General features: G+C 69.6%; 18 protein-coding genes. 11 read left to right on the forward strand and 7 right to left on the reverse strand.

The window, feature by feature from the left end; all coding sequences use genetic code 11:
- Positions 1 to 13: 13 nt before the first annotated feature.
- Together AC5W7N_RS16895 and AC5W7N_RS16900 are read right to left on the reverse strand one after the other, a co-directional pair.
- Entirely contained in the window at positions 14 to 751 is a 738-nt protein-coding gene (locus AC5W7N_RS16895; protein ID WP_495921875.1) for an alpha/beta hydrolase, read from the reverse strand.
- A gap of 161 nt (positions 752 to 912) precedes the next feature.
- Positions 913 to 1,872 carry a helix-turn-helix transcriptional regulator gene (locus AC5W7N_RS16900; RefSeq protein WP_495921876.1) on the reverse strand — a complete coding sequence of 320 codons (960 nt, stop codon included), beginning with the start codon at positions 1,870 to 1,872 and terminating at the stop codon, positions 913 to 915.
- A gap of 94 nt (positions 1,873 to 1,966) precedes the next feature.
- On the opposite strand from AC5W7N_RS16900, the gene AC5W7N_RS16905 reads away from it, so the two are divergent.
- The gene (locus tag AC5W7N_RS16905; RefSeq protein WP_163809327.1) at positions 1,967 to 3,115 is read left to right on the forward strand and encodes an epoxide hydrolase family protein; all 1,149 of its coding nucleotides are present in this window, start codon (positions 1,967 to 1,969) and stop codon (positions 3,113 to 3,115) included.
- A 181-nt stretch (positions 3,116 to 3,296) separates the two neighbouring features.
- Here AC5W7N_RS16905 and AC5W7N_RS16910 read toward each other — a convergent pair whose 3' ends face one another.
- Positions 3,297 to 4,106: a hypothetical protein gene (locus AC5W7N_RS16910; protein ID WP_256672971.1), complete on the reverse strand. Its 810-nt coding sequence runs from the start codon at positions 4,104 to 4,106 to the stop codon at positions 3,297 to 3,299.
- Between the two features lie 242 nt (positions 4,107 to 4,348).
- On the opposite strand from AC5W7N_RS16910, the gene AC5W7N_RS16915 reads away from it, so the two are divergent.
- Both AC5W7N_RS16915 and AC5W7N_RS16920 read left to right on the forward strand, forming a co-directional pair.
- Positions 4,349 to 5,521, forward strand: coding sequence for an acyl-CoA dehydrogenase family protein (locus AC5W7N_RS16915; protein WP_014352622.1), 1,173 nt, complete (start codon positions 4,349 to 4,351; stop codon positions 5,519 to 5,521).
- Between the two features lie 9 nt (positions 5,522 to 5,530).
- Positions 5,531 to 6,658: an acyl-CoA dehydrogenase family protein gene (locus tag AC5W7N_RS16920; RefSeq protein ID WP_163809331.1), complete on the forward strand. Its 1,128-nt coding sequence runs from the start codon at positions 5,531 to 5,533 to the stop codon at positions 6,656 to 6,658.
- A gap of 263 nt (positions 6,659 to 6,921) precedes the next feature.
- On the opposite strand, the gene AC5W7N_RS16925 is transcribed toward AC5W7N_RS16920, so the two are convergent.
- Positions 6,922 to 7,533 carry a hypothetical protein gene (locus tag AC5W7N_RS16925; RefSeq protein ID WP_163809333.1) on the reverse strand — a complete coding sequence of 204 codons (612 nt, stop codon included), beginning with the start codon at positions 7,531 to 7,533 and terminating at the stop codon, positions 6,922 to 6,924.
- Positions 7,534 to 7,849: 316 nt separating this feature from the next.
- Between AC5W7N_RS16925 and AC5W7N_RS16930 the strand changes: the two genes are divergently transcribed.
- Positions 7,850 to 8,125 carry a hypothetical protein gene (locus AC5W7N_RS16930; RefSeq protein WP_163809114.1) on the forward strand — a complete coding sequence of 92 codons (276 nt, stop codon included), beginning with the start codon at positions 7,850 to 7,852 and terminating at the stop codon, positions 8,123 to 8,125.
- A gap of 59 nt (positions 8,126 to 8,184) precedes the next feature.
- On the forward strand, positions 8,185 to 9,033 hold the full coding sequence (locus AC5W7N_RS16935) for a GNAT family N-acetyltransferase (RefSeq protein WP_495921877.1): 849 nt from the start codon (positions 8,185 to 8,187) through the stop codon (positions 9,031 to 9,033).
- A gap of 93 nt (positions 9,034 to 9,126) precedes the next feature.
- Here the strand turns inward: AC5W7N_RS16935 and AC5W7N_RS16940 are convergent, their stop codons facing one another.
- Complete coding sequence (locus AC5W7N_RS16940) at positions 9,127 to 9,732, reverse strand: TetR/AcrR family transcriptional regulator (RefSeq protein ID WP_495921878.1); 606 nt, start codon at positions 9,730 to 9,732, stop codon at positions 9,127 to 9,129.
- A gap of 236 nt (positions 9,733 to 9,968) precedes the next feature.
- Here AC5W7N_RS16940 and AC5W7N_RS16945 point away from each other — a divergent pair, with 236 nt between their 5' ends.
- Both AC5W7N_RS16945 and AC5W7N_RS16950 read left to right on the forward strand, forming a co-directional pair.
- Positions 9,969 to 11,759: an ABC transporter ATP-binding protein gene (locus AC5W7N_RS16945; RefSeq protein ID WP_495921879.1), complete on the forward strand. Its 1,791-nt coding sequence runs from the start codon at positions 9,969 to 9,971 to the stop codon at positions 11,757 to 11,759.
- Positions 11,756 to 13,501 (forward strand): ABC transporter ATP-binding protein, encoded by a 1,746-nt coding sequence (locus AC5W7N_RS16950; RefSeq protein WP_495921880.1) that lies wholly within the window; start codon positions 11,756 to 11,758, stop codon positions 13,499 to 13,501. Before AC5W7N_RS16945 ends, AC5W7N_RS16950 begins: the two co-directional genes overlap by 4 nt.
- A 208-nt stretch (positions 13,502 to 13,709) precedes the next feature.
- On the opposite strand, the gene AC5W7N_RS16955 is transcribed toward AC5W7N_RS16950, so the two are convergent.
- Positions 13,710 to 14,261, reverse strand: a complete 552-nt coding sequence (locus tag AC5W7N_RS16955) for a TetR/AcrR family transcriptional regulator (RefSeq protein WP_195019924.1) — start codon at positions 14,259 to 14,261, stop codon at positions 13,710 to 13,712.
- Between the two features lie 271 nt (positions 14,262 to 14,532).
- Between AC5W7N_RS16955 and AC5W7N_RS16960 the strand changes: the two genes are divergently transcribed.
- The 4 genes from AC5W7N_RS16960 (at position 14,533) to AC5W7N_RS16975 (ending at position 18,937) form a co-directional block, all read left to right on the forward strand.
- Positions 14,533 to 15,699 carry a cytochrome P450 gene (locus AC5W7N_RS16960; protein ID WP_195020839.1) on the forward strand — a complete coding sequence of 389 codons (1,167 nt, stop codon included), beginning with the start codon at positions 14,533 to 14,535 and terminating at the stop codon, positions 15,697 to 15,699.
- Between the two features lie 149 nt (positions 15,700 to 15,848).
- Positions 15,849 to 16,934, forward strand: a complete 1,086-nt coding sequence (locus AC5W7N_RS16965; RefSeq protein WP_195019923.1) for an S-(hydroxymethyl)mycothiol dehydrogenase — start codon at positions 15,849 to 15,851, stop codon at positions 16,932 to 16,934.
- A complete protein-coding gene (locus tag AC5W7N_RS16970) occupies positions 16,931 to 17,554 on the forward strand; it encodes an MBL fold metallo-hydrolase (protein ID WP_163809347.1) in 624 nt (207 codons plus the stop codon). The genes AC5W7N_RS16965 and AC5W7N_RS16970 overlap by 4 nt, the downstream gene beginning before the upstream one ends.
- A 165-nt stretch (positions 17,555 to 17,719) precedes the next feature.
- Complete coding sequence (locus AC5W7N_RS16975; protein ID WP_195019922.1) at positions 17,720 to 18,937, forward strand: cytochrome P450 family protein; 1,218 nt, start codon at positions 17,720 to 17,722, stop codon at positions 18,935 to 18,937.
- 147 nt (positions 18,938 to 19,084) lie between these two features.
- On the opposite strand, the gene AC5W7N_RS16980 is transcribed toward AC5W7N_RS16975, so the two are convergent.
- Positions 19,085 to 21,289 (reverse strand): molybdopterin oxidoreductase family protein, encoded by a 2,205-nt coding sequence (locus AC5W7N_RS16980; protein WP_195019921.1) that lies wholly within the window; start codon positions 21,287 to 21,289, stop codon positions 19,085 to 19,087.
- Positions 21,290 to 21,315: the final 26 nt, after the last annotated feature.

The raw sequence follows: 21,315 nt of genomic DNA on the forward strand, positions 1-21,315 counted from the left end.
GCGCAGCTGTCGGTCACGAGCGCCGTGCCAACCCCTTGACGACTCCCAGCGTCCACTCCGCGATGTCGGCAGCGACCCGCGCGTGCACCGGCTCGTGCAGCAGATCGTGCCCGGCGTCGGCGTACTCCCGCAAATCTACCGATTCGTGGCGCTCAGTCCATACCCGCATCGCCTCGACCGGGGCGCGGCGATCGTCGGCGCCGTGCACGGCCAGCACCGGAAGCCGCGGCGGCAGCGGCGTTCCCGCGGCCTCCGGCGCGCCGCCGCCGAGCGCGCGGCGCGGCACCCCGGACAGCACCAGTGCGGTCAGCGTGTCCGCGGGCAGTGACGGGACCAGCGGATAGTCGGCGGCGACGGTGTCGGTGCCGCGGATCGCGTCCGGATCGGCGGACTCCGCCGGTGGGATGGCCGCGCCGAGTGCGCCGAGCGCGGTGACCGCGCCGAGTGAATGGCCCATCAGGATCAGCGGTGTCTCGGGGACTTGCGCCCGGACCAGTTCGATCATCGGTACCGCGTCTGCCACCAGTTCCCGCAGGGTGCCCGGCTGTTCTGGATCACCTTCGCTGAGTCCGTGCCCGGCCGTGTCCAACGCCCACATCTCGATGTTCGCGCCGCGCAGCACCCGCGCGAACCGGTGGTAATGCCCACTGTGCTGACCGATGCCCGGCAGCAGTACCAGCACCGCCACCCGGCCCTCGTCCGGCCACCGCCGATAATGCATCCGGCCGCGCGCGCCGTCGAAGTAACCCATCACCGCATCGTCGCAGAATTCTTGGGGCAGTTGGGGACTCACGTTCTGGTACTGGTGCGTAGTTTTGCGGGCTCGAATATGGGATCCGTCACAGCTGGGCAGGCGCGGGACGTCGACGTCGGCGGCGGTGGATTCGCCGTCGGAATCATCGAGCAGTCCGGTTACCGAACAGCTCGCAGCGCCCGCTCGGCGAGGTCCCGGACGCGGTCCCGGAGTTCGGGCGGCTCGTGTACCTGGAACTCCGCGCCGAGGGCGAGCAGGCGTTGGGCCAGCCATTCGGGGGAGTCGTCGCGCTCGCAGTCCATCCGGCAGGAGGTGGAGTCGACCTCGATCAGGTCGCCGGGATCGTCACCGAGCCGGCCGGCGACCCGGGCCAGTGGCGCCTCGATGGTGACGCGGACCCGCAGCATCGGCGTGCCCCAATCGGTGCGGCGGCCCGCGACATAGGCCGCCGGATCCTCGGCGGGCAGGGCGCGCGGGGTGAACCGGGCGCCGGTCGGGCGGACACGGTCGATCCGATCGACCCGGAAGATCCGCCAGCCCTCGCGGTCGAGGTCATAGCCGACCAGATACCAGCGCCGCCGGGACGGCACCAGGCCCGCCGGTTCGGCGTGCCGGGCGGTGCGTGCGCCCGCGCCGTCGCGATAGTCGAAGCGCACCCGCTCGGTATTGGTCACCGCGACGGCCAGGGCGGTGAGGACGTCGGCGTCCACTCCCACTCCCGCACCCGACGGCACCATCAGCGCGGTCCCCAGCACCCGTACCCGGCGCCGCAATTTCGCGGGCAGGACCTGCTCGAGTTTGGCCAGTGCGCGCACCGAGGCCTCCTCGATGCCGATGACGGCCGACCCGGCGGCTGCGCGCAGCCCGACCGCCAGCGCCACGGCCTCGTCATTGTCGACCAGCAGCGGCGGCATGGCGGATCCGGCGACCAGCCGATAACCACCGGCCGCGCCCATCGTCGCCTCGACCGGATACCCCAGATCCCGCAGCCGCTCGATATCGCGGCGTACGGTACGTCCGGTGACGCCGAGCCGTGCGGCCAGTTCGCTGCCCGGCCATTCCCGTGGTGTCTGGAGCAGCGACAGCAGCCGCAGCAGGCGTTCCGGAGTGTCGTTCATATTTCCCGAGGATTCCCGATAACTAGGACCTGATCAGTCCTATATGACTCCTAGCGTAGTCCGCGGATCACCCCCGAGCTCACAGGAGAAACCGATGTTCCCGATTCGCCCCTTCCGGATCGACATCCCGCAGGCCGACCTCGACGACCTGCACGAGCGGCTGGCCCGTACCCGCTGGAGCGCCCACCGGTTGCCGGGGGAGGGCTGGGAGCGCGGGGTTCCGCTGGACTACCTGAAGGAGCTGGCCGAATACTGGCGCACCGGATTCGATTGGCGGGCCCATGAAGCAGCGTTGAACGAGTTCCCGCAGTTCATCACCGAGATCGACGGTCTCGATGTGCATTTCGTTCATGTGCGCTCGGCGGACCCGGAGGCGATTCCGCTGCTGCTGACCCATGGCTGGCCGAATTCGTTCGTCGAGTTCAGCAAGACCATCGGCCTGCTCGCCGACCCACGGGCGCACGGTCTCGACGACGCCGTGGCCTTCCATGTGGTGGTCCCGTCGGTGCCCGGCTTCGCCTTCTCGGCCCCGCCCGCCGAGCCCGGCATGAGTACCGCGCGGGTGGCCGCGATGTGGGTGACGCTGATGGAGCGGCTCGGTTACGACCGATACGGCGTCCAGGGCGGCGACCTCGGCGCCTATATCGCACCAGAGATGGCCATCGCGGCCCCGGATCGGGTGATCGGCGTGCACCTCGACGGCGGTATCGGCATGCCGACCGCCGCGGACGTCCCGGCCATGACCGACGACGAACGCGCCGAATGGGATCTGATGCAGCAGTGGATGACCGGCGTCGATCACCACGCGCTATTGCATGCGGCCCCGCAGACCTTCGCGCACGCCTGGACCGATTCGCCGGTCGGCCTGCTGGCCTGGATGGTGCAGAAGTTCCACGAGTTCTCGCCGCTGCCCGAGTACACCATCGACCGCGACCACCTGCTCACCAATATCGCGCTGTACTGGTTCACCGACACCGCGGGTACGTCGTCGTGGCCGATGTACAACGGGCTCGGTGACGGCGGGTTCGCGTGGCCGAAAGGTCAGCGGCTGGTGCCGACGGGGACCTACGGCGGCGGGTCGGCGTTGATGCGGCGGTTGGCGGAGCGGGACAACGACATCGTGCACTGGCCGGAGGGGAATCGGGGCAATCACTTCGTCGCGATGGAAGTTCCGACTGCGCACGCCGCAGACATCGGCAAGTTCTTCGGCAGTGTCCGGTCAGCAGGTGAGCGGAACGGTTGAGCGTACGATCGAAACCGCTGGCCGCGCAGCGGGTCTGACGAGCGGTCGGCAGACCCGTCCATGTGGGGGATGATCCACATTTGGTCGCGATGGATCTGCCGGATCAGCAGTGGTCCCCGCGCAGGCGGGGTGTGGCGGCCGAGAGTAATACGGGCCGCCCGGGTCGGACGGCCCGTTACGCTCAGCGCCCGCCCTGCACCTGAGTGCCGGCAGGAACCTGCGGCTTGGGCGGCGCGGTGGTCGCGGCAGGAGCGGGCGCCGGAGCGGGCTCGGGTGCGGGCGGCGCCACGGCTTCGCCGGAACCGGCATTGCCGGAATCGCCGGGTGCGGGCGCCGGAGCCGGGGCGGGAGCCGGTGCCGGGCTCTCGGCGGGCGGCGGCAGCTGCACCGGCTGCTCGGCCACGGAGAACGTGCCGACGGTGGGCATCATCACGCAGCGCGCGCCGGGGTAATCGATGGTGCCCCACATGGAGGCCAGCACCGTGCCCGGCCCGCTGTTGACGGTCTTGGCCAGCGCCGGGGTGCCGAGTTCGGTGCGCTCGTCGAGCATGTCGATGCCGCTGGCCCCGTTGTTGATGTTCACCCACGCCACCACCAGGCCCGAGGACAGCGGGACGCCGGAATGCGCGGGCGTGGCGTGGAACATGAGGGTGCCCGGCGCGCTGTTGAGGCCGACGTTGGCGCTGGGGCCGTTCGCCGTTCCCGCGCCGATGATCGTGGTGACCAGGCCGTTGACGCCGCAACCGAAGGTGGGCGCCGGATAGGCGAAGGGGGCGAAGGCGCCGTTGATCTCGCGCAGCTTCGCCACATCGACCAGCTCGGTGTAGTCGCGCAGCGCCCCGACACCCGCGGTCGCGGCCTTGTCGCCTTCGGCGCGGTCGGCGAGCGCGGTCAGTCCCTTCTCGACCGGGGTCGGCGCCGGATCGGCGGTGGCCGTCGCGGTGAACGTCAGGGCGGCGCCTACTCCCAGGCAAGCCGTGGCCGCGGTCACACGTGCGATGGTTCTGCCGTTCACTGACTCAACTCCCTCGATCCGAACCATGGGACGGCCCGCGTCCCGTGCAGCAACGTACCAGGGGTGGCAGCTGTCCGCCGGGGTTGCTCGCGGCGACGGCGCAGATCAGCCCATCAGAGCATCGGTACGCGTGTCGCCCGGTTGTGATCCACTCGACAATGCACGATCTCCAAGGGGTAGGTTGGTCCGGGAGATACGAGACACGCAGGGAGATGCGTATGAAACTAGCCCTTTCCCCCGACGACGTCGCCTTCCGCGACGAGCTGCGCACGTTCTATCGCAACGAGATCCCCGCCGACATCCGTGACCGGGTCAAATACGGCCACGAGCTGTCACGCGAGGACATCGTCACCGCGCATAAGATCCTCAACGACAACGGCCTGGCCGTGCCCAACTGGCCGGTGGCCTGGGGCGGCAAGGACTGGACGCCGATGCAGCGCCACATCTGGCAGGACGAGATGCAACTCGCCTGCGTGCCGGAGCCGCTGACGTTCAACGCCCAGATGGTGGGCCCGGTCATCGCCCACTTCGGTTCCGAAGAGCTCAAGCAGCGCTTCCTGCCGCCCACGGCCGCGCTCGACATCTGGTGGTGCCAGGGCTTCTCCGAACCCGATGCCGGCTCGGACCTGGCCTCGCTGCGCACCACCGCGGTGCGCGACGGCGATTCCTACATCGTCAACGGCCAGAAGATCTGGACCACGCTGGCCCAGTACGCGGACTGGATCTTCTGCCTGGTCCGCACCGACCCGAACGCGCCGAAGAAGCAGGCCGGTATCTCGTTCCTGCTCTTCGATGTGAAATCGCCCGGCGTCACCATCCGCCCGATCAAGCTGATCGACGGCGGCTACGAGGTGAACGAGGTCTTCTTCGAAAACGTCCGGGTGCCCGCCGATCAGCTGGTCGGTGAGGAGAACATGGGCTGGACCTACGCGAAGTTCCTGCTCGGCAACGAGCGCACCGGCATCACCGGCGTCGGCCGGACCAAGGTCAAGATCGGGGTGGCCAAGGAATACGCCGCCGCCACCCGGTCGGGGTCGGGCACTCTGCTCGACGATCCGCTGTTCGCCGCGCGGGTGGCCGAACTGGAGAACGAACTGCTGGCGCTGGAGCTGACGCAGCTGCGGGTGGTCTCCAACTCCTCGGACGGCAAGCCGAATCCGGCGTCGTCGGTGTTGAAGCTGCGTGGTTCGGAATTGCAGCAGGCGGCCACCGAGCTGCTGCTCGACATCGCCGGCCCGGACGCCCTTCCGGTCGGCGCGGACGACATCGCCTCGCCCGGCTGGGCCCAGCGCAGCGGCCCCGGCTACCTGAACTATCGCAAGACAACCATCTACGGAGGTTCGAGCGAGGTGCAGCGCACCATCATCGCCTCCACGATCCTCGGATTGTGAGGCGACACCATGGATTTCGATCTCACCGATGAACAGGTCATGCTGCGCGACACCGTCCGCGAACTGCTGGCCCGCACCTACGATGCCGAAACCCGGCTGAAGGTCACCGAGACCGAACTCGGCTGGAGCCGCGATGTGTGGCGCCAGCTGGCCGAACTCGGGGTGCTCGGGTTGAGCTTCACCGAGGAGGACGGCGGCATGGGCGCCGGTCCGGTGGAGACCATGCTGGTCCTCGAGGAAGTCGGGCGCAGGCTCGCGCCCGAACCGATCCTGGACGCGGTGCTCGTACCGGGTGGGCTGGTGGCCGCGGCGGGTACGGCCGACCAGCGGCAGCGGATCCTGCCGGGGCTGGCCGCCGGTGACAAGCTGCTCGCCTTCGCGCATGCCGAACCGGGTATCCGCTGGCCCTCGGCGGAGATCACCACGCGCGCGGTGCCGCAGGGCGACGCCTATGTGCTCGCGGGTGTGAAGAACCCGGTCGCACACGCTGATTGCGCGGACGAGTTCGTGGTCAGTGCGGCCCTGCCGGACGGTGGTGTCGGCCTGTTCCTGGTCGCCGCCGACGCCAAGGGTGTCAACCGCACCCCGTACGCCACCGTCGACGGGCAGCGCGGCGCCCAGCTCGAATTCGATTCCAGCCCGGCGGAACTGCTCGGCGACAACGCCGATTCCTCCGCCGCGGTGCGGTCGGTGCTCGCGCAGGCTCAGGCCGGTCTGTGCGCCGAATCCATCGGCGCCATGGAGGAGGCGCTGCGGCTGACCACCGAATACCTGAAGACGCGCAAGCAGTTCGGGGTCACCCTGTCGAAGTTCCAGACGCTGACCCAGCGCGCGGCCAATATGTATGTGTCGCTGGAGTTGGCGCGCAGCATGAGCCTCTACCTCACCGCGTCGCTGGCCGACGGCAAGGACGACGCCGTCACGGTCTCGCGGGCCCGGTTGCAGGTGGGCCGATCCGCGCGCCACGTCGGTCAGGAGGCCATCCAGATGCACGGCGGCATCGGTGTCACGGCCGAATACCCGGTGGGCCACTACGTTGCCCGCCTCACCGCCATCGAGCGCACGCTCGGCGGTGGGCTCGAGCACCTCAATGTGCTCGCGTCGCAGGTGGGTAACTACGAGTTGCCGGAACTGTAAGTAGTCGAACGGTAGAACGGCCCCGGTGTGATCATCGGGGCCGTTCGCTGTTTCACGGTGAAGGTGGACGCTGATACTCGCGTGCCGGGTGCCGGGCTGGATGTCGGGTGCCGGGCCGGATGCCGGACGTCGGGTGCCCGGCCGGCGCCGGATGCAGCTCGGGATGCCGGGTGCCGGGCCGGGTGCCGGATGGCGGGCCGCGTGCCGGATGCGGCCTGAGCGGTCGTGATGCCCGGTGACCGGAGGACGGCTACCGGGTCGACTCAGTTCTCGCCGGGCGGCGTCGGCACGACGTGCGGCGCACGCGGAGTCGGCTGCGGGTATCCCGATTCGGGTAGGTCCGGCAGTTCGGTGAAGGCGGGCCGGGTCGTCGGCCGGATGAACGTCGTCGTCTCCGGGTCGGGGGTTTCCCGATCCGCGCCGTCCGGCTCGTAGGTCGGCAGCGGGCGGGTGGTCCGGGCCGGGCGCGTGGTGGGGGTGCTGGTGGGTTCCCAGTCCTCGGTGGTGGCCGGCGGCTCCGTCGTCGTGGTGCGCTGGGCGCGCGGCCGGCGGGTAGTGGTCTCCGAGTCCTCGTCGACGCTGTCGGTGGAATCCTCGTCGGGAATCTCGGTGGTCCAGTGCGCGGGCAGGGTGCGGCGCGGGCCGGGATCGGGGGCGATCTTCCAGGTGGGCGAGGGCGGAATGATCACCTTCGACGCGGTGATGGTGGTGCCCTCGACGACCGGCGCCGGGGCATGCGACCCGGAACGGATCGGTGGTGGCGCGACGTAGGTGTCCTCGCTGCCGACGCCGCAGGCGCCGATGAGGACCAGACCGAGGGACACGGCACCGGCGGCCGCCACGGGACCGACGATTTTCGCCCTGTTGCTCTCCATCGGTGACGCTCCTGGGTAAGTACGAGTCGCGCTCACCCTAGACGAGCCCCGCTGTCCCGGCCAGATGGTGGTCGGCGTTATCCGCATGTGCCGGTGGCCGATCGGCTACCACGAACCGGCTCTGAAACATTGTTAGGTCAGATAACGAAGTGGTCACCTCGGCGTGTCGCGCAGCCGGGTGCGGCAGGATTCTTTCGTTGTGGTCGTAGCGTATGTGATGCAAGTTACGCGTGAGACGCCTGAAACCTGGATGAGAGCGCATCGAGCGGTTGGCGCGCACGGAATTACTCAGAACGGCGTCATCGAGGAGTAGATGATGGGAGCTTCTTCGACCACCCCCCTGTCCGCCGCGGCCGCACCGGCCACGGCGCCGTCGCCGGATCTCGGCGACGCACCCGCACGTGCCGTACCCGCCGTCGTATCGCGGGTGCTGGCCTGGGTGTTCTTCATCGGTGGGCTCGTCGGTGCGATTCTCGGCATCGCGGGTCTGCACGTCGAAATCACCGTCGCCGGGCTCATTCTGGCCTGCACCACCGGCCTGATCTTGCTCAAACTGCGGGCCGACGCGGCCGGCTCCGCGGCCGCGAGCTGACCGGCGAGCCCGCCGAAAAGCGCGGGCACGCACCAGGCTTCGTTCTCTAGCCTGGATCCATGGAGATCGAGACCACTGGCGATGCCGTCCGATTCCGCGATCGGGCCGCCGCGGTGCTGCGCGAGGATCCCTTGCGGCACACGGTGATCGCCACGACCGTCAACAACATCGCCTCCGGGCTGGACAGCCCGCCGGTGCCGCCGGTGTTCGTCACCGCACGCAACGGCGGCGCCACCGGCATCGCCATGCGGGCCGGCCGTCGTGATATCTACCTCGGCGCGCTCTCGCCGGACGTCATCGCCGCCGTCGCGGACACCTTCGCCGCCACCGCACCGGATGCCGGTGGAGTGGAAGGCCCGACCGCCGTCGCCGAAGCCTTCGCCGAGCACTGGTGCGCGGCGCAGGGTGGCGACCCGGTTCCCGCCTTCGACACCACGCTGTACCGGCTGGGTGATCTCATCGCACCCTCCGTGCCCGGCACCGCCAGGCAAGCCACCGAAGCGGATCTGGACCTGTGCATGTCGTGGATGACGGCCATGCGCGTCGAGACCGGCATCCCGGCGGGCGCCCCGTCGGCCGACGCGCTGCGCGCACGGATCCGCGCGGGCTCGTGGTGGTTGTGGGAAGACGGCGGCGCACCCGTGAGTCTCGTCGCCCGCCAGCTGCCGTCGTTCGGCTGGTCGCGCATCGGGCCCGTGTTCACTCCGCCGATCGCCCGTGGCAAGGGATACGCGAGTGCGCTCACCGCGCACGTCTCGCGGGCGGTGCTGGCCGAATCCGTCGATGTGTGCCTGTTCGCCGACACCGCCAACGACCTCACCAATCGGCTCTACCGCAGGCTGGGTTTCCGGCCGGTCGGCGACTACACCGCGTTCCGGTTCGCCAGCGCCGGATCCGCTGAGCGGTGAGCGGTTCAGAGGCGTCCGCTCGGCGTCGTTTCCGGTGACGATCCGTTCGGCGTCGCGGCGGCGGCCGGACCGGCTCGGGCCGCTGGTGCTTCGTCAGGCCGAAGTCTCGCCGGGCGGCCAGATGCCGCGCAGCGGTCGCAGTCCGTCCTCGACGTAATCGGCGACGGGGCGGGTGCCGCCATCGAGGTACCACTGTTCGAGGGCGGCGAAATATCCGAACGCCAACGCGTTGGCGGCTACCCGGGCCTGGGTGTCGGTGAGCCGGCCGGTCGACGCGATCAGTGGAGTGAGCCGCTGTGCGGTGCGGTCGGCCGAGGCGCAGGCAGCCATCCGCACCGACGGCTCGGTGAAGTGGTAGCGAATACGGCGCCACGGCCCCGCGGCGTCGGTGGTGTCTTTCGTGTCGGGTTCGTCGGCGGCTTCGTCGCTGCGTACCGAGTGCAGCAGGCTGGCGATGGGATCGCGCGGGTCGACCATCGTTTCGATCTCCTCCGCGCTGAGCGTGTCGAATTCGTCGGCGACGATGATCCCCTCTTTTGTGCCGAAGAGGCGATAGACCGTCGACGGTGACACCTCGGCGGCCGCGGCGATCTCGTCGATGGTGACGGCGCTGAAGCCCTTCTCGTCGAAGAGGTCGAGGGCTCGTTCCTGGATGGTGTGCATCGCCTTGACGCGCCAGCGTTCGCGAAGTCCGCTCATGTGATCACGGTATCAGCAAGTAACTGTCTGGAGCATGAGGCTGTCTTTCAGACATTGACTGTCTGTAAACAGGATCGTACAGTCACTCTCTAGAGACAGTGACTTTCTGAAACCTGCGACCCGCGCGCACCGATCGCGCAGACCGCCCCACCCCGAAGGACCGGTGCCATGCATCGACCCGGCCACCACGAACCCGTCCCGGCAGTTGTCCGGAGGCGCCACGCGAGGGGACTGACATGACCGCCACCGACCTCGCCGATGCGCCGGCCGCATCGTCCGAACCGCGATCCGCCCGTACGAACGACACCTCGGCAGCGGCGCTGCTGCGCCCGCACGTTCGGGGATTCGCCGCCGTCATCGGCCTGCAAGTCATCGGTGCTGTTGCCGGGCTGGCGCCGCTGATCGCCGTGGTGGAGCTGGGCCGGGTGCTGCTGTCACCCGGCCCGATCGATGACGGCCGGGTCTGGGCGGCGGTGCTGCTCGGGGCGGGCGGCCTGTTCGTCCGGCTGCTGTTCACGGCCGCCTCGTCCGGGCTCGGGCACGTTCTCGACGGCCGGGTGCAGTTGTCGCTGCGCCGGCGGCTCGCCGCACATCTGGGCCGCGTGCCGATGGGTCTGCTCGCCCGGCGCCGCACCGGCGAGCTGGCCAAGGTGGTGGGCGAGGATGTGAGCGCGGTGCATCCGTTCATCGCGCATGCTCCCGGTGAACTGGTGTCAGCGTTCGTGGTGCCGCTGGTGTCGCTGATCTATCTGCTCACCGTCGATTGGCGGCTCACCCTGATCACGCTGATCCCGGTGCTGCTGGCGGTGGCCCTGGTTCCGTTGATGATGACTCAGGCCCGGCAGCGCGAACAGCAGGAATTCGATGCGGCGATGGGGCGTATCGCCGACACCGCGGTCGAGTTCGTCCAAGGCATCGCGGTGGTGAAAGCCTTCGGCGGTGGTGACCGTGCGCATCGCCGATTCCGCACGGCGGTGGACGATTTCGCCGGCACCTTCGTGCGCTGGGTGCGCGGCATCTCCCCGATCGCCGCCGGGATGCAGTTGGCGTTGTCGCCGCCGTTCGTGCTGCTTGTGGTGTTGACGGGCGGCGCGGCATTGATCACCGGCGGCAGCCTGGCAGCCGCGGACCTGCTGCCGTTCCTGTTGCTCGGGCTGGGCTTGACCGCACCGGTCGCGGCGCTCGGCCACGGATTCGACGATCTGCAAGCGGCCGGCCGTGCGCTCGGCCGGGTCCGTGCGGTGCTCGACGTCGAGCCGTTACCCGAACCAGCGCGCCCGGTCGCGCCACGAGGCCATCGGGTACAGCTGCGCGATGTCCGATTCGCCTACGACACCGGACACGAGGTGCTGCGCGGCATCGACCTGGTGCTCGAACCGGGCACGGTCACCGCGCTCGCGGGACCGTCGGGCAGCGGCAAATCCACCCTGGTGCAACTGCTTCCGCGGTTCTTCGATCCGACGCACGGCAGCATCAGCATCGGCGGGGTCGACCTGCGCGAGATCGGCAGCTCCGCGCTCTACCGGACCGTCTCGTTCGTCTTCCAGGACGTGCGGCTGCTGCGCGCCTCGGTAGCCGACAATATCGCCCTCGCCGTGCCGCATGCCGAGCGCGAGCAGGTGGTGCGGGCCGCCCGGCTCGCGGGAATCCACCAGCGGATTCTCGAACTGCCACACGGCTACGACACGGTGCTCGGCGTCGACGCCGGACTGTCCGGCGGTGAGGCACAGCGACTCTCGCTCGCCCGTGCGCTGCTGGCGGACACGCCGATCCTCGTCCTGGACGAGGCCACCGCATTCGCCGACCCGCTGACCGAACACGCGGTACGCCGGACCCTGTCGACACTGCGCGGTGAGCGGACCCTGTTGATCATCGCCCACCGGCTGGAGACCATCGCCGACGCCGACACCGTCGTCCTGCTGCGCGACGGCGAGATCGTCGAGCGCGGCGCGCCCGCCCGACTTCTGGCAGCCGACGGCGCATTCGCCGAATTCTGGCGCACACATCGAGGAGCTGAACTGCCATGATCGCCCTGCTGCTGCGTGTGCTCGGGCATACGTACGCCGGTCCGGTGCGCCGCGCCGTGGTCCTGATGACCGTCACCGCCATCGCCGAAGGATCGGCCTACGCCCTCCTGGTCCCGGTGCTGCGGGAGTTGTTCGGAAGCAGCCCCGGCAACGCCCGGCCGTGGCTCGCGGTGTTCGCCGCCGCCGTCGCCGGTTACGCGGTGCTGCGCTATGTGAGCGATCTGGCCGGATTCCGGGCCGGAACCACGCTGCTGCGCGGCACCTATCACCGGCTCGGCGATCATCTGGCCCGGCTGCCGATCGGCTGGTACGGGCGTGACCGGGTGGGTGAGGTGTCGGTGCTGGCCAGCCGGGGCGTGCTGGAAGCGATGAGTGTGATCGCGCATCTGCTCGCGCCGTTCATCGCCGCGGTCGTGACGCCGCTGACGATCGTCGTCGTGATCGCCGTCGTCGACTGGCGGCTCGGCCTTGCCGCCCTGATCGCGGTGCCGCTCGTGGCGGCGATCCAGTCTCGGACCGCACCGGCGATGGCGGCCGCCGACGCCGAACGCCACGACCGCGACCAGCAGGCGGCCGGTCGCGTCATCGAATACCTCCAGGCACAGCCGGTGCTGCGGGCGGGCGGGCGCACCACCGAGCGATTCGGCCTGCTCGACGACGCGCTGCGCGGCATCGAGCGTGCCGCCCGCCGCTCCGCGCTGTCGGCCCTGCCCGGGGTCGTCGGTCTCACCGTCACCGTCCAGGCGATGTTCACCGCGCTGCTGGCCCTCGGGGCCTACCTCGCTGTGGGCGGAACCCTCGGCGCCGTCGAGGTCCTGGCGATCCTGGTGCTCGCGGCCCGCTGCGCCGACCCCGTGCTCGCGCTGGCCGACATCGGCGGCAAACTCCGCAGCGCACGCGCACAACTCGTCCGGATCGACGCGCTGCTGCGCACCGAGCCGCTGCCGGAGCCCGCGCACCCGGCCCGGCCGAGCGGCCACGAGCTGGAGTTCGACGCGGTCACCTTCCGTCGTGGCGGCCGCACGGTGATCGACGAGCTGAATCTGACCGTGCCGCAGGGCCGTCGGGTGGCGATCGTCGGGCCCTCCGGGGCGGGCAAGAGCACCCTGCTGCACCTCATCGCGCGCTTTCACGATGTGGACGCCGGCGCCGTGCGAGTGGGCGGTGTCGATGTCCGCGACCTCGGCACCGCCGCCCTGATGGCGCAGATCGCCGTCGTCTTCCAGGACGTCTACCTCTTCGACGGCACCATCGAAGACAACATCCGGCTCGGCAGGCCCGACGCCACCGACGCCGAAGTCCGCGCCGCCGCGAGCGCTGCCCAGCTGGACGAGGTGATCGAACGACTGCCCGGCGGGTGGCGCGCCGAGGTCGGTGAAGCCGGTGCCCGGTTGTCCGGTGGTGAACGTCAGCGCGTGTGCATTGCCCGCGCCCTGCTGAAGGACGCGCCCATCGTGCTGCTCGACGAGGTGACCTCCGCCCTGGATCCGGCCAACGAAGCGGCCGTGCACCGTGGCATCGAACGCCTGATGGCCGGGCGCACGGTGGTGCTGGTGGCTCATCGGCTGCACACCGTGCGCACCGCCGACCACGTCGTCTTCCTCGACGACGGCCGGATCGTGGAGGCGGGGTCCCCTGCGGATCTGCTGCGCAAGGGTGGTCGCTTCGCCGAGTTCTGGGGCATGTCCGTCGGCAGCGGGGCCGGCGGCGCGAGCGGGGATCGGTCTCAGGTCGTGTCGTGATTCATCCGATAGGCGGATGCCACCGGTTTGCGCCGTCACTACGGTGGGTAAAGGGTCGGGCCGCATGAGGAGGAAGACGTGAAAATCATCGATCTCGGTTCGTCGGCACTGAACCTGGCGAACACCGTCACATCGCTGGCCGCCAACGTGACCTACCTGTTGCAGGCCTGGGGCCTGCTGTAATCCGAACAGCAGCAGGCACCTCGGGTCAGCGCCGGGTGGCGAAACCCGGTGCCACGAAGCGCCGCACCACCTGGCGTTCGGTGGCGGCGTCGGGGAGGGGCCAGGTGAGCAGGGCCAGCACCACTCGCACGATCCATTGCGCCGCTTCGTCGTCGGGGGCGCCGGTGAGGGTGGCGGCGATTCGGGACAGCACGGGGGAGCCGGTGAGCGCTTCCTCGCCGGTGGCGCGGGAGGCAAGCCAGCGGTACAGCACGGGATCGGCGCGGATCGCCGCCACCGAGGCCAGAATGGCTTCGACCACGCGGCGTGGACCGGTGTGACTGCCGATCGCGGCGGCGACGCGCTCGGAGACGGTGGCCGCCGAGTGCGCGAGGACGGCGTCGACGAGGGCGGCCTTCCCGCCGACATGGCGGTAGAGGGTGGCCCGCGAGCAACCGGCCCGTGCGGCCACCTCGTCCACGCCGACGTCATCGATGCCGCGTTCGAGGAACAATTCGGTGGCGGCGGCTTCGATGCGTGCGACAGCGGCCGCGCGGCGATCGCCGCCGGTGAGCCAGTCTCCGTGGTGCTGAGCCATGCCGGCGCCTCCTGAGATCGGTTGTCGTCTCAGGATGAGACAACCTCCATAATTTGTGTACCCCCGTAACCCGGCGAAATCCCCCGGAGGGTCGATGACGTCACCTCGGGGCTCTCTGCCGGATGTCTCGAGGCGAGACCACTGTTGACCCGGGTATCGGCAACAGCGCAGCGTCGAACCCGGTAACGGCAGACGAGAGCGGGAGCGCGCAGTGGTGGCACCGAGCGATATCGACATCTTCGACCCGGCGTATCTGGACGACCCGTATCCGATGTACCGGATGCTGCGCGAGCAGTCGCCGGTGTGGCGGGTTCCTGGAACCGACTTCTTCCTGGTGACGTCCTGGGACCTGGTGACCGAGGCGGCCACCCGGGTGGAGGACTTCTCCTCGAACCTGACCGGGGTGATGATCCACCAGCCGGAAGGCCCGCCGCTGGTCTTCGATATCGACGGTGGTGGTCGGGCCGTTCATGTGCTGGCCACAGCAGACGATCCGGTGCACGCCGCACACCGCAAGCTGGTCTTCCCGTATCTCGGCGCGCGCGTACGCGGCCTCGGGCAGCTGGTGCACGACCTGGTCGACCGGCTCTGGCAGGAGCAACTGCGCGGCGATCGCATCGATATCGCCACCGGGATCGCCGACCGGCTGCCGCTCGGGGTGGTCGCCGACATCATCGGATTGCCATCGCCGGACGTGCCGCGGTTGCTCGCCTGGGCCTATGACAGCACCGAGATGCTCGGTGGCATCGTCGCCGAGGGGCGGCTCCCGCGGCTGGTCACCTCCGCCGCCGAACTGGCCGGCTATCTGCATGATCAGCTCGCCCGCGCCCTCGCGCGCCCGGAAGGCACCGTGCCGGGCCTGCTGGACGTGCTCGCTTCGGCGTGCCGGCGCGGTGATCTCGAACCCGAGGTCGCCGTGCTGATCCTGGTGCAGCTGGTGGGCGCGGGCGGCGAGTCGACGGCGGGCCTGATCGCGAACGCGGCGCGGATCCTGGCCGAGCACCCGGTCTTACAGGATCGGCTGCGCACCGACACCGCCGCGATCCCGGCCTTCCTCGAGGAAGTGGCGCGGGTGGAATCGCCGTTTCGCGGACACCATCGCCATATCACCCGGGAGACCACGCTCGGCGGAGTGGTGCTGCCCGCGGGCGGTCATCTGTTGCTGATGTGGGGCGCGGCCAACCGCGACCCCGGCACCTTCGCCGAGCCCGACATCGTCGATATCGACCGCTCCGGCCGCACCACCCTGGCGTTCGGCAAGGGCGCGCATTTCTGCATCGGCGCTGCCCTGGCCAGGATGGAAGCACTGGCCGCGATCACCGTGCTGCTCACGCGCAGCAGCGGATTCGGCCTGGTGGACGATGCCCCGCCGCAGTGGGTTCCCAGCCTGATGGTCCGTCGGCACGCTCGGCTGCCATTGTGGATCCGGCAGCGCTGACCGGCGGCAGGGGCGGCTCCGGCGACGCCTGTGTCACTTCGGTTCCGGTCACCGGTACTCGAGGCGGGGATGGCCGACTTCCGGCCATACGTCCGGCTACGGTGAGAGCAGTGGCCCGCTCGGGCCGCGCCGCGCAGAGAGGAGAGATCGTGCCGCAGAACGTCCGAGGTGTCATCGCCCGTCGATCGGGTGCTCCGGTGGAACTCGTCACGGTCGTGATCCCGGATCCCGGCCCCAACGATGTGGTGGTGCGGGTGCAGGCGTGCGGGGTGTGCCACACCGATCTGACCTACCGTGAGGGCGGCATCAACGACGAATTCCCGTTCCTGCTCGGGCACGAGGCGGCGGGCATCGTGGAGACGGTCGGGGAATCGGTCACCCATGTCGAGGTGGGCGATTTCGTGGTGCTGAACTGGCGGGCGGTCTGCGGGCAGTGCCGCGCCTGTAAGCGGGGGCGGCCCTGGTACTGCTTCGACACCTTCAACGCCAGCAAGCCGATGACGCTCGAGGACGGCACCGAGCTCACCCCCGCCCTCGGCATCGGGGCGTTCGCCGACAAGACGCTGGTGCACGAGGGTCAGTGCACCAAGGTCGATCCGGAGACCGATCCGGCCGTCGCCGGACTGCTCGGCTGCGGTGTGATGGCCGGGCTCGGCGCGGCGATGAACACCGGCACTGTGGGCCGCGGTGATTCGGTGGCCGTGATCGGCTGCGGCGGTGTCGGCGATGCGGCGATCGCGGGCGCGCGGCTGGCGGGTGCGACGACGATCATCGCCGTCGACCGCGACCCGAGCAAGCTCGACGCGGCCCGCGAACTGGGTGCCACCCACGTCATCGACGCATCCACTGCCGACGCGGTGGCCGAAATCCAGGAACTCACCGGCGGTTTCGGCGCCGACGTGGTGATCGACGCGGTCGGCCGCCCGGAAACCTGGAAGCAGGCGTTCTACGCCCGCGACCTGGCGGGCACCGTCGTCCTGGTGGGCGTGCCGACTCCGGACATGACCCTCGAGATGCCGCTGATCGATTTCTTCAGCCGCGGTGGCGCGCTCAAATCCTCCTGGTACGGCGACTGCCTGCCCGAACGTGATTTCCCCACGCTGATCGAGCTGTATCGGCAGGGCAGGCTGCCGCTGGAGAAGTTCGTCACCGAACGAATCGGGCTCGACGCCGTGGAAGCGGCGTTCCACACCATGCACGGCGGCAAGGTGCTGCGTTCGGTGGTCGTGCTGTGACGCGGGTGGAGCGCATCGTCACCTCCGGCCAGTTCTGCCTGGACGGCGGCTGCTGGGATGTGGACAACAACATCTGGCTGGTCGGCGACGGCAACGAGGTGCTGATCATCGACGCCGCCCACGACGCCCGCCCGATCCTGGACGCGGTCGCGGGCAGGCACGTCACCGCCATCGTGTGCACGCACGCCCACAACGACCATGTCACCGTCGCTCCGCAGCTGTCGGCCGCCACCGGCGCGCCGATCCACCTGCATCCCGACGATGACGTGCTGTGGCAGCAGACCCATCCGGGCATCGAATACACCGCGCTCGCTGATCGGCAGCGGCTCGAGGTCGGCTCCACGCATCTCGAGGTGCTCCACACGCCGGGCCATTCCCCCGGCTCCTGCTGCCTCTACCTGCCCGAGCTCGGCGAAGTGTTCAGCGGCGACACCCTTTTCGAGGGCGGGCCGGGGGCCACCGGCCGCTCGTACTCGGACTACCCGACCATCCTGGCCTCGATCAACAACCGGTTGTTCGCGCTGCCGGAGGAGACGGTGGTGCACACCGGGCACGGGCCCGACACCACGCTGGGCGCCGAGCGCGCGAATGTCCCGGCCTCGGCGGACACCGAGTCCTGATCGGCGGACGGGCAGCGAAACCTGTTCTGCCGATGGCGGATAAGCGCTCACCAGCCGTGGCAATCGCCGGGTCGACGCGGGCGGGAATTCTGAGAGGATATCCGGCGCAAGGTATTTCATCGACCACGCGCCGCATAGATTGCGCTGTCTCGAAGGGCCACAGCCATGACGAGCCTGCCTGCTTTTCCCGCCGCCGACGAACGGCCACTCGATACCTGTCGCCGACTACAGAAGATCGCTCCCGTCGTCGAAGTCGAGTTTCCCGGTGGAGTGCCCGCCTATCTGGCGCTGACGCACAAGGCGGTCGAGGAGATCCTCGCCGGCGACAACAAGACCTTCGCCCGCGACCCGAAGCACTGGCCCGGGCTCTATGACGGATCGATCCCCGAGGACTGGCCGTTCCGGGCCATCGTCCAGGGCGATCACCTGTCCACCAAGGACGGCGCGGACCACCGCCGGTTGCGCGGGCTGGTCGGCAAGGGCTTCACACCCGCCCGGGTACGTGCGCTGGAACCGCGCATCCAGCAGCTCATCGACGGACTGCTGGACGATGTCGAGCGGGCCGGAGACGGGGTCGATCTGGTACCCGCCTTCTGCGACGCGCTGCCGATGGCCGTGATCAGTGAACTGTTCGGGGTGCCCGAGTCCGAGCGGGCCCAGCTGCGCCGGTGGACGCTGGCCTCGCTGTCGCAGAACGCCACGGCCGAGGAAGCCTTCGACACCCAGGTCGCGCTGCGTGGGTACCTGTACGAACTGGTGCGGCGCAAGGAGAACGAGCCCGGTGACGACCTCACCACCGATCTCGTTCGCGCTCGCGACGACGGGGAGCGGCTCACCACCGACGAACTGGTCGCGGTGTTGTGGCTGATGCTCATCGCCGGGCACGAGACGACCGTGTATCTGCTCGGCAATGCCGTGGTCGCGCTGTCGCAGCATCCCGATCAGCTCGCGACGACCAAGGCGCAGGACCGGTGGGCCGAGGTCGTCGAGGAGACCCTGCGCTATCGGCACTCGGTGATGATGACGAGCTTCCGGTTCACCCTCCAGGACGTGACCATCGCCGGTGTACCCATACCCAAGGGCAACGCGGTGGGGGTGGTCTATCAGGCTGCGGGTGTCGATCCCGAGCAGCACGGTGATACCGCGAACCAGTTCGACATCAACCGCGAGAAGGCCGCGCACCTCGGGTTCGGGCATGGACCGCGCTACTGCGTGGGGGCGCCGCTCGCGCGATTGGAGGGCCGCCTCGCGCTGGCCGCCCTGTATCGACGGTTCCCCGATCTGAGCCTGGCGATCGATGCGGATGACATCCCGCACGCCCCGTCGTTCTTCACGATCGGCCCACTGTCCATTCCGGTGAACCTCGGTACTGCCCGGGGCTGATACGAGCCTCGGGCGGATTCCGCGTGACGCATCGGGCTTGCCCCGGAGCGTCACGCGGGCCGGTGAAACGCCCACCCGGCCTTTCGGCGCACGTGGGTGCCCGTTGCCCCGGCGTCGCCGGGTGACAGTGGCCGTGCCGGATATCGGTCAGGGCGCCGCGGTGGTCGACACCGCGGCCGTCGCGGCGGCGCCGGGCGTCACCGCGCTCACCCGCACCCAGGTGTTGTTCACCGCGGCCGCGCCCGAGAGCGGGTCGGTGAGCGACGGGTCGTGCAGCAGGTTCACGTTGACGCCCGGCTTGGCGGCGGCCACACTCCAGCCGACGCCGGGTGCACCATGGCCCCAGCCGTGCGGGATGGCGACGACGCCGCGGCGGATGTCGTCGCTGATCTCGACCGGCAGCGTGATCGCGCCGACGGGGGAGGCGACGGTGGCCGAATCACCGTCGGCGAGACCGCGTTCGGTGGCGTCGTCGGGGTGCATGAGCACGGTGCAGCGGTCGCGGCCCTTCATCATCGTCGGGATGTTGTGCAGCCAGGAATTGTTGCTGCGCAGGTGGCGCCGGCCGATGAGTTTGAGGTCGAAGCCTTCGCCGGGGGCGGTCAGTGCCCGACCGGCCGCGGCATCGTCGAGCACGGCGGTGATGGCGCGCAGGAAGTCGGGCGGCGCGAGCTGCACCTTACGGTCGCGGGTACCGATGAGTTCGGGCAGCCGCGGCCGCAAGGGGCCGAGGTCGACGCCGCCCGCGGCCTCGCGGATCCGCTTGATGGTCAACCCCTTACGACCCTTGCGCAGCACACCGTACGGGCCCGTCGCGACGGCGGCGGCGATCATCCGTTGCGGACTCAGTTGCGCGAACACCGCATCGGCGGCGCGCCCGGTGAGCCGGCGGACGGGCAGCGGCACCACCTCGGTGATCAGCCGGGCCAGGATCTGCCAGTCCTCCATGGCATCGGCGGGTGGGTCGAACACCTTGGCGTCGTAGCGGGCGTTGTTGCGCACACTGAACACCGGGAACAGGATGTTGAGTTCCTCGCGTTCCAGCGGGGACACCGGCGGCAGGATGATATCGGCGTGGCGCGTGGTCTCGGTGATGTACATGTCCACGGCCACATAGAAATCGAGCGAGGACAGCGCCGCTTCCAGCCGCCCGCCCTGCGGGGTGGACAGCACCGGATTCCCGGCGTAGGTGATCATCGCCTTGATCTGGCCGGGCCCCTCGGTCAGGATCTCCTCGGCCAGCACACCGACGGGTAGCTCGCTGCGGAAGGATTTGTGCGCTCCCGAGCGGTCGGTCCACGCGCCGTGGCCCATCGGCAGGTATTTCGCGTAGCGAGCGGCGTCGACGGGTGGAGTGCCGAACATCTGGCCGCCGGCCCGGTCGAGATTTCCGGTGACGGCGTTGATCGTGTTGACCAGCCAGTGCGTCAGCGTGCCCGTGACCTGCTGGCACACCCCGATCCTGGCGTACAGCACCGCCGAGGGCGCCGCCGCGTGATCGCGGGCCAGGCGCCGGATGGTGTCGGCGTCGACGCCCGCGTGCGGTGCCATGGTTTCCGGCGTGGTGTCGGCGACCAAGCGGCGCAACCGTTCCCAGCCGGCGCATTGTTCGCCCACGGCGCGCTCGTCGTACAACTTTTCGGCGACCAGCACGTGCAGCATGCCGAGCAGCAGATACACATCTCCGCCCGGTGCGACGGCGACGTGCTCGTCGGCCAGCCGCGCCGTCTCGGTGCGCCGCGGGTCGATGACGACGACGCTGCCGCCGCGCCCGCGCACATCGCGGATGCGCTGCTTGGCGCCGGGCATGGTGGTGATGGATCCGTTCGAGACCGCCGGGTTGGCGCCGAGGATCACCAGCCGGTCGGTGCGGTCGATATCGGCCACCGGCATCAGCACGTTGGAACCGAACATCCGCCAGGCCGTGAATTCCTGCGGGAATTGGTCGATCGAGGAGGCGGAGAAGAAGTTCCTGGTCATCAGGGCGGCGCGCAGCAGGCCGCCGTAGAGCACCGAGGTGCTGTGCGCGGCCGGGTTGCCCATGTACATGCCGATGGCGCTGGGGCCGTGCGCGGAGCGGATCGCGCGGAGACGCCGGCCGATCTCGCCGAACGCCTCGTCCCATCCGATCGGCTCGAAGCCGTCGCCGACGCGCCGCATCGGCGTGCGCAGCCGGTCCGGATCGTGGTGCAGGCCGCCCATGGCCGTGGCCTTCGGGCAGATGTAGCCCTTGGACAGCACGTCCTCGCGATTGCCCTCGATGCGGGTGACCCGCTCGTCTTCGACCGTGACCAGGATTCCGCAATGCGCCTCGCACAGCGTGCACTGCCGCGCGACCGTTCTCGTGCTCATCGATGAACCCGCCCCTTCTGTCGACG

The sequence above is a fragment of the Nocardia sp. CDC519 genome, assembly GCF_059509835.1.